Genomic DNA, 13,945 nt, shown 5'->3' on the forward strand with positions numbered 1-13,945 from the left:
GTTCCCTTTGCGTCCAGTGTTGATGTCGTGGACGACGCTAGGAGCGAGCAGCATTGAATGTTGCAGTGCCACAACGTCTCTCGAGACGCGTTCAGATGGACCGGCTGTGAGGTGTTGCGCGGCATGAGCTGCTGCTACGCGACGCTGAATCGTGAGGCGTGCACGGTCAGTTCGTCGCCGTAGGCGCGGGACAGCATTTCGTGCCGCCAGGAGGTGTCGTTCGGGATGTGTAGGCCGTCGGCGCGGGAACGCTCGGCTGGGATACCGAAGGTGGCACACAGCTCTCGGCGCTCGGCGAGTGGAATCGACCCATCCGGTGCGCGGCGGGCTTTCGGCACTGTGACCACCATCCCGCCGTCGGGATCGATGCGCACCGAGCAGTGTTTGCGGGTCCGCGCGAAGAAGGCTGCACGCAAGCGGTATTGGACTGCTGCGGCATCGTTGAGGTCTACGGGCTTGCCGGCGTGGGTGCGGTTGCCGCCGGGGCGTTGGAAAGTGTCGGGCCACGTGATCGTGTTGCCTTCGGCGTCGCGAGGTGGCCGAACGGTGGGTCCGTTGATCGGTTCACCGCGCCGCTGCTTTTCGCAGAGCCCAGCCAGGTGGTTTCCGACGCGGTCGGTGCGGAACTTGCGGATTCGGGAGTAGTTGAGGCGCTCAGGTTGCTGTTTGGGCGCGTCGAATGCGGTGTCGCTGGTACGGTCTCGGTGTACCTCGGCCACCGATACTCCGGGCCGGACGTCGGGATCAAGGATGGGGTGCGCAGCCCAGTTTCTGGCCACCGCCAGCGTCGCAGCTCGAATGTGGGGGCAACGCCCCTGGTCTTTGTACGTCTCGCATGTGCAGCGAAGTCCAGTTCCGCCTGCCTGCAGCAGCGGTGACACCAGGCGGGCGCCGTCGGGGTCCTGCCACACCGATACCTGCCCGGACACCGTCGCGTCGGGCCGTTTCATCGTGACCGCCGCGGCGGCGACTTTCCCGTCATCGGTGACCGCGCGGATGGCGTCGGGTTTGGGGATGTAGGCGACTCCGCCGCCGGGTAGCTGCCAATGTTTGCCGCCGGTGACCGGTACTCGCGGCATCGGCTTGGGTGGTGGTTCCTGGCCGGCGGATTGCGCGGCGCGCGCGTTTCTGCGCCACAGCGTCAGCTCGGCGCGGTCGTCGGTTTCTGTCGCTGTCGCACGCGCCCCTTTGACCGGGCAGGTGTGTGAGGACGTCATCGACGCCCACCGCCCGCAGGTCGGGCATTGGTGTTGTGTGCGCGCGGCTTCGGCGTCGGCGCGGTTCTCCCAGTGATAGGCGTCGTTGGTGCGGCCTTTGCCGTGCTGCATCACCGACTGGTTGACTGCGACTCCGACATCGGGATGCTCGAGGATACGGTTTGCCTCGTCTTTTGTGACTCGGTACTCGTAGGTCATCGCGGGCACCTGTGTGCCGTCCTTGCGTCGGCGAGGTTGCAGGGTGACGGTCATCAGACCGGATTCTTCGTTGTAGGCGACCTCCTGTACCCAGGTGGACACCTTCGGTGCCCGCTCGTCGAGCTGGGCTTGAATCTGGCTGTCCTGCTGGGCGATCCGTCGCAGTTCGGCGTCGGCGGCGGCCACCGTGCCAACCGGCTGTCCTGCAGTGAAACTGTCGCGTTCGGCCTCGAGCGCGCGCCGTTCGGCTTCGTCGGTTACCTCGCCACTGGCGAGGTAGCGCTCGATGTTGGCGGCTTTGAGTTGATTGGTTGCGACACGGTGCTTTTCGGCCAACTGGGTGCGTTGACCGACGAGGTCGCTGTTGGGGCACGCGCTGCCGTCGTGCCCGAACTGACCGCACTTGTCGCAGCGGATCTGGCCCTGGCCAGGCGGCACGTAGCGGCGGCGGTGCTCGGGGCGGATGGTGGGCCGGTGTGGCTGCTTGGCGAGCACCGCCTGGCGCTGCGATTCCATCTCCGCCAATGCGTCACGTGCGCGCTTGGATTGCCCGATGTCGGCTTGCGCCTGCGCCGACAGTCCTGCCACTGCCAGTTGGTCGCGCCAGTCGTCACGCAGTGAGATCCCTACGTTGCCGCGGCCTTCGCCCTCTCGGTCCATGATCGTGTTCCACTGCGCGCGCACTTCGGAGACGCTGCGGCCGGTGTGGCGGGCGTTGAGCTCGAAATAGTCCTCTTTGGCCCGCTGAATACGCCCGACCATCGTGCCGAGATACTGCATCGCCTGCAGTTGAGCGCCGCTGTTGCGGTTCATGTCCTGCAGAGGGCGGGTTCGTCCGTACTGGTCGGTGATCTGTCCTGTCCGCAGGCGCTCGATTTCCTCGTCCAGCCGGGTGATCAGGCCCGGCTGCCGATGAGAGATCCGGTACTTCTCCTGCTCGGACAGGTCCTGATCGTTCTCGATCTGCTGACGCAGTCCCTTCACGAATGCGATCTGCTGCTCGGTAGTCATGTCCGGTGCGGCGTCGAATTCGTGCGTGCGCTCATGCAGAGCCGACTGGAGTTCGCGGTCATGCAGCGGGGCCCAGCCTTGGGCCCTGTTCAGTTCTTTCGCGAGCCGGATCGCGGTGGACCGGCATTTGTTTTCCCTGCAAACCATGTGGCCGTTGCCCCTGACCAACCCTGCGCGGGTACGGCTGGGGCAGCTCCTTTCAACACCGAGGAAGTGAATCCGATGCGTTCATCATGAAACTCATCCGCGTGCATCCGCAAGGACGCTGTCCGGTTGTCGGTGCTGGCCACAGTGCCGCATGCGGCTAGGAGGGCACGCTGATACGCCGGAAATGCGGGTCGGGCTGTTCTACTTCGCGGATGGTGACTTCGGCGTATCCGCACGTCTGCAAGGAATTGAGGTAGGCGACCTCATCGGAGATATCCAGCAGCACCAGATTCGGATCACCTGCTACCACGACCAACCTGCCGTCCGAATCCGGTTCGGCGTAGTGCGATTCGGGAATCAGTGCGTCTGAGAAGGGCATGTAGTCGCCGGTGTTCACCACCAACTGGATCTTGGTGAACCACATGCCGCGCCACACAGTGTCCACGGAGCCGCTGTCATTGATCATCGGTTGCTCAGTCGGAATGCCGACCGGGTAGGTGCCGTCGGGGTCTGCCGCCGACTCCAACTGCTGACGTTCAGCGGGATCCAGAGTGTCCCAACTGTGATCGCGTCGGGCGTGCTCATTGATCTCCTGCTGCAACCTTAGCCGCACCTGATCGGCGTGGCGGTGCCGCAAACGCACCCGCTCGATGCGCACGGCATCGATGGCGTCTTGGTCGCTAGATTCCTCCAAGTCCGCTGCGGCGGCGACGAGCTGCGCATAGTCGCCGCCGACGATCACCGCGATCACGTCCTCGGGAGTGTCGGCGTAGATGCGTTGACTGTCGGGCAATCTGACGTCGTATTGGTAGGGGCGGCGGTTGCCCACCAGCGGCAGCAGCCGACCGTGACCGACAGTGGTGCTCGCACCGTCGGTGACCACGATCGGCGGCGCAGTCTGAAAGGGATCCCACGCGTTGGCTTGGTCAATGGTGATCGGGCATCGGGGGCTGGTCAAAGCGTCCTCGCTTCAGCGTGGTGGTGAAAGCTGTTGAACGGGACGCTAAAGCGACTGTTCTCCATTGCAGATCGCCCGGACCAGAACCGGGCCAGGTTCCGTCCGTCGCAATGCCCACCAGTGGTATGCCCGCGACCTACGTTGCGGGTGATCGCGATCCTGACGCCCTCTTCGAGATCAGTGCGGTCTGTCGCCGGCGTTGGTCAACTGTGCTGCGAGGGCGTCAGCGACGATCAGCGGAAACGCGTTGGGCGCAACGTTTTCCAGGACAACGGTGTTCGCGGGCACGGCCGTGCGCGAATCACGGGCCGCAGTCAGCGCCCACACCACGACAACCTTGTGCCGATACAGGTACTGAACCTGCCGATCGATCGCTGGCCAATCAGGTTCGGGCAAATAGCCGTCGGTGAGCACAATGAGTGCCGTCGCGCCGGGCTGGAGCAGGCCAGCACCGGCGCTCACAGCGGCTATCGCGTCGGCGCAACCGTCGGATCCGCCGCGTTGGGTCAGATCCGGCACCCGCGCCGGTTGTGAGCTGGGCCGCAGCAGCGGATACACCTGCCCGGCGAATCCTGCGGCCGCGGCGAGGCCACCCAGTGCATCGACTGCCGATGCCAGCGTCCAGATCGCTACACCCGCCGCAGGAAGCCAGTTGGTCATCGATCCGGACAGGTCGATGACCAACCCCGCACGAATCGGCGGCTTGGGTGGTATCTGCCAGCGTTGGCTGGTCCACGGTAGCGCGGTCACCGTGACGTTCTGTGCGCGCTGCGCCGCGCGCTGCATCAACGCGTTTCCGCGCGCCCGGCCGGTGGGGTAGCCGACCCGCGCTCCTGTTCGGTGCGGAGCACGATACTGGGCGCGTTGTAGCCGCCGCACTACCAATGCGCGCAGCCGACGCTCGTCATCGGTTGGTGGCCTGAACCCGACCTGTACCCGCCGACCAGGACCGAATGTTCCTGCGCCACATTCGGTGTTGTGCACGTGATCGCGGGCGTCGGCGGCCTGGTTGTCCGCGAGCACTTGGTGGCGCGTCAGCCGCAGGCCCTCCACCTTCGCCTGTGTGATCGCGTCTCCGGCGATGCGGGCGAGGATCTCGGCGACCATCGCCGAGCCCATGTGCGGATCGCCGCCAGCGGCAGTTGCGATGTCGCCTGGTTGTTGGTGCAGATCCAGCCATCGTCGCGCCAGCATCAGCATTGTCGTGGTGTCGTCGTCGTCGACGTTTTGCACCTGCTGCCAGACATCAGTCATCTGCGCGAGTTCTTCGGCACCGAACACCTCTCGAGCGAGCGTCTGCAGCTGTGGTCGCAGCCAGGTCGGCAGCACTCCGCACTCGATCTCAGGCAGTAGATCGCAGACCAGCCTTCGGGTGACGTCCCCCATCAGCCCGTCCGGGACCAGGCGATCGGCGGCGGCGCGCAGGAACAATCGGTCTGCCGGGCGACGGGCCACCAACCGGGATCTGGCCCGCGCACGATCCAGCTGCCATGCCGTGGAAAACAGCTCTGAGCTGACATCAGCGGGCACAGCGGCGACCCATCTGCTATGCGCGGCGCGAGCCGCCCCGGCCAGAACCAGTCCAGCGAACACCGGAGCCCTCAACCGGCTCGCGAGCGAGTTCACCAACACCGTGGATTGGTCGGCCGACAGTCCTGCGGCTGCGGCGGCGACCGGAATGATCCTTGTGCCGATGTCGAAATCCGCTCCCCCTGACCTGGATCGGGCTGTGATCGATACGGACACGTCGTCGCGGCCGGCGGCGGCGCGCGCTAACGCGGTCGCTGACCACGCGCTCACCTTCCAGCGGTCCTCAGCGCCGTTCGCCGACAAGTCCACGCGGTGAACGTTATGCCGTGCGTTTTCCACCCGTGACGTCCCCGGGGACGACTGGTCGACGGCGAACAGTCGGAGAAGCTCAGGCTCACAATCGGATCCAGCCGCACCTGGAGGAGACCACCACACAATGCTCGCTTTCGGGTATGCGCAATGGAGGCGTGACTCCGGGACGGCGACCGACGCGGAGGCTCATTTCGTTCTCCATCGAAGCCAAGACGATCTGGTGCGGATCAGCTCTGCCCGCGGCGCCTTGAAGCGGCATCAACCCGCCGCACCGGTAGATGGCTTTCTCGACGCCGCCTTCCAACTCGCCAACGATGTCGAGCAATCCCGCGATGGCGTCGGCGACCCCGCCACACTCCCCTTGCGGTGCGTGCTCCTTCCTGACGCCATCCCCGACCGCTCTCTGGTGACATCGTTTCTTACCGCCTACTTCGACAGCGAGGACGATCACACTGTCGACGGCTTCCTGCGAGCCCTGCTCGACACCCCGCAATCGACCACAGCGACAACGACTCTGCCCGAACCGGCCGTCGACGATCACCCCGCGCTGGGCGGCCCGACCGAGTTCACAACCCCGGACGGATCGCCATATATCGCGCGCACTGTCGGCGGGCTCAGCGACGTCCTGGTCGTGCGCAAAGCTCTCAGCTTGGGATTGAACGTCGCGTTGGCCGGGGAGCCGGGCTCGGGAAAGACCACGCTGGTACAGGTCGCCGCCCCACAACTGGTGGTACATACCTTCCACGGTGAAAGCAGCACCGAGGACGTCATAGGCCGCTTCGTTCCTGACCAACACGCCCCCAGTGGGTTCTCCTGGAAGGACGGGCCGTTGTTGATCGCGATGCGCTCCGGGCTGCCGTTCCTTGCTGACGAGCTCCCCCGCGCTCCTCGCGAAGTGCAGCAGGTGTTCTTCTCGGTGATGGATCATCGCCGCTGTTATGGCGATCTGGCCAACCCGCACATCGGCGAAGTCGTCGCGGCGCCAGGGTTCGCCGTCGCCATCACCTACAACCCCGGCAGCGGATTCGGCATGGATGACGCGCTGTTCGATCGCATCGCGTTCACCATCTCGGTGCCTACCGACCTCAACACCGCCGCGCAGCTGGGAGTGCCCTCCGAATTCGTTGACGCGGCACGCATACTCGCCGCTGACAGCGCTGTGGCAGCGGTGACCGGCAGAGAAGCGCCGTGGGTTCCGACGCTGCGATCGTTGCTGAAAGCCCGTGACGTCGCCGAACACTTCGGTCTACGTTTCGCTGCCAGTGCCCTCGTCTCGGCCTGCCCAGATGAGCTCCAGCGGCTCGCCATCGCGCGGGCGCTGGAGAACAAGCTCGGTCTCGGCGAGGGAGCGATAGTCGAATTGACCACCGTCAGTTGACCTTCCCGCCGCCCTGCCGGAGTGCCATTCTGGCCAGGCACCGCCGGCCGAACCGTTGCGCCAGGGCTGCGCGGGGCCATATTAAGTGAATTGCATTGCGCCACTGGCGCTTTCGTGTCGTGCCAGTCGATCGAACCGAGGTTGTCAGCGATGAGCGCGCACGACGAATCCACCTCGCAGGTTCTGCGCGGGGCTATGCGGCGATCTGCGTCGTTCCCATCGGCGGCCGCTGCAGCTCGATCACGTGCGAGGCGATGTCGAGAACATCGGCGGTATGAGACACCACGATCATCGGCGTCTCCAGGGCACGCAGCATAGCCAAAATCTCGCGACGGAAAGCTTCGTCCTGTGCTGCAGTGATCTCGTCGGCGAAGATCATCCCCGGCGGCCCGCCACCAGCGAGTTGCCGACCGATTCCGATGAACGCGCACACCGCGGCCCGGGCCTTTTCCCCACCGGACAGCTGGCGAGTCGCCCGTGTTGTTCCATCCGACAGGACGACCTGCGGGATGAAAGAGCTGTCGATATGGAATCCCAGGTGCTCACCGCCAAGCTGTTGCATGATCTCGGTCGCCGCTGCGGAGATGGTGTCGCAGTATTCAGCGAGCAGATCGCGACGGAGCGCGATCAGCAGATCGCGAGCGATGCGGGCTTCCTCGGCTCGACTCATCTCCTGTTGTTTGCGCGCCCATTTCGTGGCCGCGTCGTCGGCGATGTCAGCGAGTTGCATCGCCGCGACCTCGGCTCCGCGAGCGTCCGCGGCGGCGTCGGCAGCCGCGGCCTGTAGCGACTCGAGTTGGCTGTGCGCCGTGTCCGCGGTTGCGACCGCGTCGACCACCTCTGCAGCGTCGGGAGAAGGCAGGACCTTGGCGCGACGGCGGCTGAGTTCCTCACTCGCGGTGCGTGCCTGCTCTGCTGCGGTATGGACAGATTCCCATACGGCCAGCAGCCGACGTGTGCGGGTCAGCTCTTCGGTGATCCGGGCATGCACTCTCAGCGCTGCCTGCCGCGCACGGTCGGGGTCCGGTGGGACCGGGCGGCCAGTGATCTTGGTGACGACGCTGGCCAGCGACGCGGCGGCATCGTGCCGTCGGATGTCCACAGCTCGTGCGTTGTCTTCGGTCTGCTCTGCTTTCGCCAGTTGGGTTTGTGCGGTGGTCATCTCTTCGCGGATTTCACGCGCCGTGCGATCGGTGCGGGCAGCGTCTGCCCTAGCGGTGCTGAGAGCTCTTCTGGCGTGAGCGGCATCGGATTCGGCCCCATCGAGTTGAATACGAATCGCATCCAATGCCGCAGCTGCATCGCGGAGCGGTTGCTGGCAGGTCGGACAACACACAGCTGAGGTGTTCAGCCGTGCCAGTGCGGTGCGCGCTTCGGTCAAGCGCGTCACCACGTCCGAGGTACGCGTGTCGATCTTCTCGGCAACAATAAGACGTTTCTGCGCGTGTTCTCGTGCTCGTTCAGCCTCGTCGCTGCGGTTGGCCAGGGAATTGATTGCGATCCCCGCGGCCGCCGCTCGGGTGGCCGCGGCGGCGGCGTGGGCGGTTGCGGCGGCTTGGGTCTCGGCCTTCAGGGCGGAGCCGTGGCTGGTCAGTTCCACCAACAGTCTTTCCCATTGATCTATCCAGTTCTGTAGCTCGCGCAGTTCCCGATGTGGGTGTCGGGCCGGGTCGGCACCGGCGGCGTGGACGGCAGCCTTCGCCGTGGTCAGCGCCTTATCGGTCTCTGCTGCCACCGCTTCGGCGGCGATGACGTCCTCCAGTGAGGTTCGAGCGTCGAGTTGCCGTTGCTGCAGTCGGCGCGCGTGAGCGTCTGCGGCTTTCCAGACCGTGTGAGCCTGGCTGGCCTTCTCGGCTGCTGAGCGGGCGTGCTGTCGCACGTCCTCGGTGTCTGCTCGCGCGGCGTCGGCGTCGATAGCGGTCCGCTGAACGTGTGCGGGGTCTCCTGGAAGGGCTTCAGCGCGGATGCGGGCTTCCTTGCACTGATCTCGCATTCGGTCGATGGTTCGGCTCAGCTCGTCCAGACCGGTCAGCTGCTCAAAGGTGTCCTGCACGGTCGCCGGTGTTCCCACCATCAAGTTGGTCAGCTGTTCTTGGGCCATATAGAAGGCTCCGCGGAAGGTTTTCGCTGTCAGCCCTGTCAGCTCCACCATGGTTCGAGTCAGCGTTGCGGCGGTGACGTTGGGTTGGCGGACCCCGTCGATCGATAGCTTGGCAGTCGTCGTTTCGGTTCCTGCCGTCGACCGCGTCTGCCTGCGGGTCGCGACGATCGTGGTTTCGCGGATCTGGATGGTGGCGGTTACCTCCACCGGCCCGGTGGAGCCGTCGCGGCGCACTGTCGTCGCCGATGCATCGCCCCATAGGCACCACGGCAGTGCGTCGAGGATCCCTGACTTTCCCACTCCGGAAGGCCCGAACAACGCTGTCGCACCGTGCGGGTCGATGGACAACTCCAGCTGCTCGACGGAGCGAACGTTGCTCAGGCGCAACGACTTCAAGCGAAACATCGACAGATCCCTTCTCCCCGATGCCCGACAATGACCTGACGCGAAGATTCTGCGTTGGATCACGCTGTACGGCGATCAGTTGGCAGGCAACGGAATTCGGGTCATCATCGAAACTGCTGGAGCTAGGTGGGCGGAAGCACCTGGGTGAGGCACAGCTCTTCGAGAGGGCGCGGGCCGTCGTAGCGATGGCATGGGCACGGGAGGCGTTCGCGCTTGATCGGCAGGCCAAGCTCGTTCCAACGGGTGGCCTGCACGCGGGTATCGGTGCAGGCCCCCTCGTCGTTGTGGGTTGATCGTGGGTGCCCGCAGGAGCAGCGGGGCTGAGTGGGTTTGCGTTTGCGAGCACTGCGGCGCCCGCAGGGGTAGCCAATGGCGGCACCGACAGCAAGGATCGCTGCTCCGGTGGCAAGCGAAATCGGATCCAACGGTTGTCTCCTTCAAGGGTGGGGCTGTTCGGGGAAGGTAGTGGCACCTCTCTCCGGACTAGGTGGAGGTACCTGGGCTTTGTTGTGGCGCACCGAGTGCAGCTCGGGCTCGCTGCAGCGCTGAATCGCGTAGAGATTCAGGTGATTCGCGCAACGTTTTGGCGAGATTTCCGGCGGTGAGGCGTTCGTCGAGCGCCCGCTGAAAGTCCACGACGCGTTCGGTGATCGCGGCGTGGACATGGCTCGGGCGCGCGGCCGAGACCGCTGTGAGTGGGTCGTCGAACCTCACACGCCAGAACGCGGCGCCCTCGGCGGCCTGGGCCCACTTCCCGATCAGCGCCTGCAGGTCGTGCCGTTGTCCTGAGCTGGTGCCGGTAATGCGTTGGCGCACAATCCATCCACCGTCACCAGTCAGGGCCTGCGATCGCTCATCGACCCATCCCTGACTAGCCAGCCGGTCGCGAACTCGATCATTGATCTCCGACACCGTGAGCCCGCGTGCGTCGATCGACGGAAACTCGGTCTGCGGTCGTTGCCAGATCTGCTGCAGCGACACCTGCAGAGCTCCGCGCTCGGGGACGACGACTTTCAGCCAGCCACGCGGTGACTCATCATCCGAAAAGCCCCGTCGCACTGTGGACCCGGTGTACCAGACCTGGCCGCGCCCATCAGCGTCACCGAATCCGTCGACGCGGCCTGGGGTGTGGTAGTCGCTGAGCAAGGTGACGTCCCATCCACGGGTGACCCATTCGGTGGGGATGAGCCGGTCGGCGCCGTGCCGCTCAACCGCTTTGTACAGGCGCGAGTCCCCCACGAAAATGCCGTGCGAGCACAAGATGTTCACGCCGTGGTCCAGGGGTATCGGGTCAACCACGATTCCGGCCGCGCGCAGCGCAGGGTCGAGGCCGAAGTGCGACACCACGTGCAAGTACAAGTCACGATCAGGGTCCGGTCGGAGAACCTCATACAGGCCGGTATGTGTCGTCCCCGGTGTGGGTTCACCGCGGCGACCATCGAGATAGACCACCCGGCAGTTCATCGCTGGACGGTGCAGCACCGCAGACGCCGACATGTTCGCAGCTGCACCGGCGTCGTGGTTTCCGGTGTTCACGCCAGCCCAGAGCCCAGCCTCGTAACGCAGATCGTCAGCACGGTGAGCGGCTTCGATGTCGTGTGGCTGAGGCCGTGAGTAGTGGAAGACATCGCCGCCGTGCCAGATTCCGCGGCAGCCGGCGGAGATCATTTGTGTGGTCACGAGTTCGTTGGCCACGTATCCGTCGATGAGGCGCAGATTGCGGCCGCGGTGGATGCGCATACCTCGGCTGGTGTAGCCGAGATGAGTGCAGCCCACGGTCCCGAACACATACGTCATGGCGAAATCGTGGCATCCGAACAGTCCAGGTGTTTCAGTCGGCGACAAACGCCTTAGCGGTGCCGAAAACAGTGCCTGGCCAGCGATTTCGCCTGCTGATCCCGTCGGCATAGGAGTGTTGGACAGCCCGATGCGGGTGGTTGTGATCGGCGGGACGACGAAACCGCAGCTAGTTCCGTGTTATCGTCCAACTAATCGGATTCACCACAAACGCACATCGAGGACCACCCACCCATGGGCATCACCATGCTCGGCGGTTCCAGCACGACCGCCGCATCAACCGTCCCTACACGGCGCTGTGACGCCGTACTCGACCTGTTCGAATCAGATGAGGCCGAGGACCGTTCGCACGCGGTCGCACTGTGCGCAGACTGTCCTCTGCTGGTCTCGTGCCGCGCGCGCACGCGCGCAGACATTCTTCGTGGCTTGGCGCCGATCGGCATCGTTCAGGCGGGAGTCGCGTGGACGATGGACGGCACGCCGGACATCGCGGTGCACGGCAACGAATTCGCTGCCGGTTGGCTGCCGGCATTGGAGTCCGTGCCCGCCGACGACGGCATTGATCCGATCAAGGTTGAGCTCGTCTTTACCGAGCCAGCTCGAGTTCGCGACACCCTCACTGCATCCGAGCGCGACGAGGTCTATCGCGAAGGAGCCCGCAGGGCTGTGTCGCTGAACTTCCTGCGAATCGCGCTCAAAGTGCACCCGCGAACGGTCGCTGAAGACGCCACCCGCCTCGGCATACGCGACTGCTTCGCCAGCAAGCCCTCGAAGCCGCACAAAGCACCGGTCACCATCATCGATCTGGATGCCGCGGCGGCCTGTGGTGTATCGAGTGAGGCCATCGAACCCCGCGAGAGTTCAGAGTCGATCGAGGTCTCGCACGATGTCGGGCGCGCCGCGTGTGGCGTTGGTTCTGGTGGAAACAGCCTGACGTTCGACATCAGGCTGCTGCGACGCTGGTGGGCGCGACGCCCGAATTCGGTTTGTGTGGAGGTAGATCCGCGTCGGCGTGGACAGCGCGCCGCCGCCTTGCGGTCGGCGGCGCGGTTGTCGTCTCATCGAGTCCCTCCGAGGGTTTCGCCCCAAACAGCGACTGATCCGTCCGTCCGCCCGAGCGTCGCATCTGCGACGGGTTGTACTCGTAGTTGGCCGGTTGGCACTCGACTGTCACCGCGGCGTCCGACCACTGAACTGGCTGAGCGCAGATGGATCGCAGCGACAGGTCCGTCTCCGTGAGGCACCGGTGAAGAACCTATTCACCCCGATACTGCTGTCCTGCAGCCATGTTTAAGCAACGCCGTGTGCGGCACGCTCGGAGCGATCTGTCAGTAGCGTGGATCGGGGGCAACGGCTGTGTCGGGCTTGTGCGCTTCACCAAGGCCGCAGGGCGTTGGCGCTGGGAACCCAGGTGACCCCGTTGGCTGGCAGCGTCGGGCGAAGAGGCTGACCGAGTGCCGCTGATTGAGGGCTTGCTGCGCAACTGTCCGTCGGATAGTGGGTGAATTCCCTGCACGAAATGTGTTGTCGCAAAGGCGGATTCCCGTCGACCGGGCTGGCGCTCGACCCGTCATACCGGCAGCTGACTTCGGAGTGGTTTGATCTCGACGGCCGCTGCCGTGAGGCGTACTGCGCGGCGTATCGCACGGCGTACACGGCGACGAAACTGTCCGACCGCATTCGCCTGGGCGGCGAACCCGACAAGCGTGACCACACCCCCGACGTGTGCGGACACGGCTACGGCTGCACCGGCTGCGTCGTCGATCACCGCGATTCCTCCGAATGCGACGAGGACTGCACGTTCGAGAACTGTCTGTTGCTGCGGTCGATCGGTGAGATGTTCGGGCTGTTCGAGGAGCTGTAGGTGAGCGCCGAGTGAAACCGCCCACGGCCACTGACGTCATGACACCACAGTTAGACAGGTATCAGCGTGTTCGCGTGCCCGATCCAGCAGTGCTCAGGGCCCAGGATCATGAGAACGGGTCTGAGCAGGGTCGGGCGGATTTGTGAGCCGATTCTGTTGGCCTCTGCTTCGAACAACACTGCAGCTGAAGCGTATACCACTGCGCGTTCGGCCCCCCACGGGAATCGGCCAGCGATCTGAGCCGCACGAACGGTCCGGTCATGCTCGGAGAAGGCCCGCGGACGAGTTTCGCGAGCGTATCCCACCCGGTAAGCGTCGGTCAGTGTCTGTTCGAGCGCGGAGAACGCGATTTGCTGATGCGATGCGTATTCTTTTGCTGCGCATAGCAATTGGCGGGCCTGGGTCGGAGTTGCGCAGTAGATGAGCTTGCGCATCGCCGAGATCCGGTCGGCTTTTGGCCCGAGCTGCTGAGTCGCTGGCGCAAGCGGCACTCGACATTCCTTCCTTCTGCGGTGGTCAGCTGGCTCAGGCATGCCCGTCGGTGAGCATCTTCAGGCCCTCGTCGATCCTGCGCAGCACCGCATCAATTGCGGTGAGAGTGTCATCGCGGAACTCGGATTCGGGCAGTGACCGCAGCAGGTTAAGGTTGTCCTCGGCCGCTGCGCGCGCCTGCTCAAGTTGCTTTTGGGTAGCGGGCCCCTTTTTCAGATCGCGGATGCTGCCGTTGTTCACTCTTAGTCGACTCAGCAGCTCGTCGACGACGCGCTGTGTCCGTGCGCGATCGACGGCGTGGTCGATCTCGGTCGCTTCGGCCTCGGTAAAGCGAATTCTGGTTTCATGCAGCGGCATTCGTCTGCTCCTGGCTCAGGGCCGGCCGGTGGAGCCGGGACTTCGCGCCAAGCTACGGCTGTGGTTCTCCTTGGCGCTCGGCGTGTTCGACGGCTACTACCTGCAGTGCGGTTGCCAGCAGCAGCGCGACCTCGACCGGAAGGGGCTTTCGTGCGAAGTCGTCTCGGAAGCTGAGAGT

The 13,945-nt window shown here is 64.8% G+C and carries 10 protein-coding genes; 3 read left to right on the forward strand and 7 right to left on the reverse strand.

The genetic code is table 11. From position 1 onward, the window contains the following. Positions 1-134 precede the first annotated feature (134 nt). The 3 genes from ACIG5A_RS22140 to ACIG5A_RS22150 form a co-directional block, all read right to left on the reverse strand. Positions 135-2,573, reverse strand: coding sequence for a hypothetical protein (locus tag ACIG5A_RS22140; protein ID WP_397242829.1), 2,439 nt, complete (start codon positions 2,571-2,573; stop codon positions 135-137). 157 nt (positions 2,574-2,730) lie between these two features. Then, positions 2,731-3,456 carry a hypothetical protein gene (locus ACIG5A_RS22145; RefSeq protein WP_397242831.1) on the reverse strand — a complete coding sequence of 242 codons (726 nt, stop codon included), beginning with the start codon at positions 3,454-3,456 and terminating at the stop codon, positions 2,731-2,733. A 252-nt stretch (positions 3,457-3,708) separates the two neighbouring features. Continuing rightward, positions 3,709-5,061 (reverse strand): hypothetical protein, encoded by a 1,353-nt coding sequence (locus ACIG5A_RS22150; RefSeq protein WP_397242833.1) that lies wholly within the window; start codon positions 5,059-5,061, stop codon positions 3,709-3,711. A gap of 436 nt (positions 5,062-5,497) precedes the next feature. On the opposite strand from ACIG5A_RS22150, the gene ACIG5A_RS22155 reads away from it, so the two are divergent. Further along, positions 5,498-6,751 carry an AAA family ATPase gene (locus ACIG5A_RS22155; RefSeq protein ID WP_397242835.1) on the forward strand — a complete coding sequence of 418 codons (1,254 nt, stop codon included), beginning with the start codon at positions 5,498-5,500 and terminating at the stop codon, positions 6,749-6,751. A gap of 193 nt (positions 6,752-6,944) precedes the next feature. Here the strand turns inward: ACIG5A_RS22155 and ACIG5A_RS22160 are convergent, their stop codons facing one another. Continuing rightward, positions 6,945-9,257, reverse strand: coding sequence for an AAA family ATPase (locus ACIG5A_RS22160; RefSeq protein ID WP_397242837.1), 2,313 nt, complete (start codon positions 9,255-9,257; stop codon positions 6,945-6,947). A gap of 483 nt (positions 9,258-9,740) precedes the next feature. Continuing rightward, positions 9,741-11,054, reverse strand: coding sequence for a hypothetical protein (locus ACIG5A_RS22165; protein ID WP_397242839.1), 1,314 nt, complete (start codon positions 11,052-11,054; stop codon positions 9,741-9,743). A 234-nt stretch (positions 11,055-11,288) separates the two neighbouring features. Between ACIG5A_RS22165 and ACIG5A_RS22170 the strand changes: the two genes are divergently transcribed. Both ACIG5A_RS22170 and ACIG5A_RS22175 read left to right on the forward strand, forming a co-directional pair. Then, positions 11,289-12,293: a hypothetical protein gene (locus ACIG5A_RS22170; protein WP_397242841.1), complete on the forward strand. Its 1,005-nt coding sequence runs from the start codon at positions 11,289-11,291 to the stop codon at positions 12,291-12,293. A gap of 280 nt (positions 12,294-12,573) precedes the next feature. Further along, on the forward strand, positions 12,574-12,918 hold the full coding sequence (locus tag ACIG5A_RS22175) for a hypothetical protein (protein WP_397242843.1): 345 nt from the start codon (positions 12,574-12,576) through the stop codon (positions 12,916-12,918). A gap of 50 nt (positions 12,919-12,968) precedes the next feature. Here the strand turns inward: ACIG5A_RS22175 and ACIG5A_RS22180 are convergent, their stop codons facing one another. Then, positions 12,969-13,409 carry a hypothetical protein gene (locus ACIG5A_RS22180; protein WP_397242845.1) on the reverse strand — a complete coding sequence of 147 codons (441 nt, stop codon included), beginning with the start codon at positions 13,407-13,409 and terminating at the stop codon, positions 12,969-12,971. A 34-nt stretch (positions 13,410-13,443) separates the two neighbouring features. Next, positions 13,444-13,767 carry a hypothetical protein gene (locus ACIG5A_RS22185; RefSeq protein ID WP_397242847.1) on the reverse strand — a complete coding sequence of 108 codons (324 nt, stop codon included), beginning with the start codon at positions 13,765-13,767 and terminating at the stop codon, positions 13,444-13,446. Between the last annotated feature and the right edge of the window lie 178 nt (positions 13,768-13,945).

It is taken from the genome of Nocardia sp. NPDC052566, from assembly GCF_044547285.1.
Taxonomy (GTDB): Bacteria; Actinomycetota; Actinomycetes; order Mycobacteriales; family Mycobacteriaceae; genus Nocardia.

Coding starts and splice junctions, on each gene's coding strand:
- ACIG5A_RS22160 (WP_397242837.1), bottom strand. CDS start 9,257: ATGTTTCGCTTGAAGTCGTTGCGCCTGAGCAACGTTCGCTCCGTCGAG.
- ACIG5A_RS22165 (WP_397242839.1), bottom strand. CDS start 11,054: ATGACGTATGTGTTCGGGACCGTGGGCTGCACTCATCTCGGCTACACC.
- ACIG5A_RS22185 (WP_397242847.1), bottom strand. CDS start 13,767: ATGCCGCTGCATGAAACCAGAATTCGCTTTACCGAGGCCGAAGCGACC.
- ACIG5A_RS22155 (WP_397242835.1), top strand. CDS start 5,498: ATGCTCGCTTTCGGGTATGCGCAATGGAGGCGTGACTCCGGGACGGCG.
- ACIG5A_RS22140 (WP_397242829.1), bottom strand. CDS start 2,573: ATGGTTTGCAGGGAAAACAAATGCCGGTCCACCGCGATCCGGCTCGCG.
- ACIG5A_RS22175 (WP_397242843.1), top strand. CDS start 12,574: ATGTGTTGTCGCAAAGGCGGATTCCCGTCGACCGGGCTGGCGCTCGAC.
- ACIG5A_RS22170 (WP_397242841.1), top strand. CDS start 11,289: ATGGGCATCACCATGCTCGGCGGTTCCAGCACGACCGCCGCATCAACC.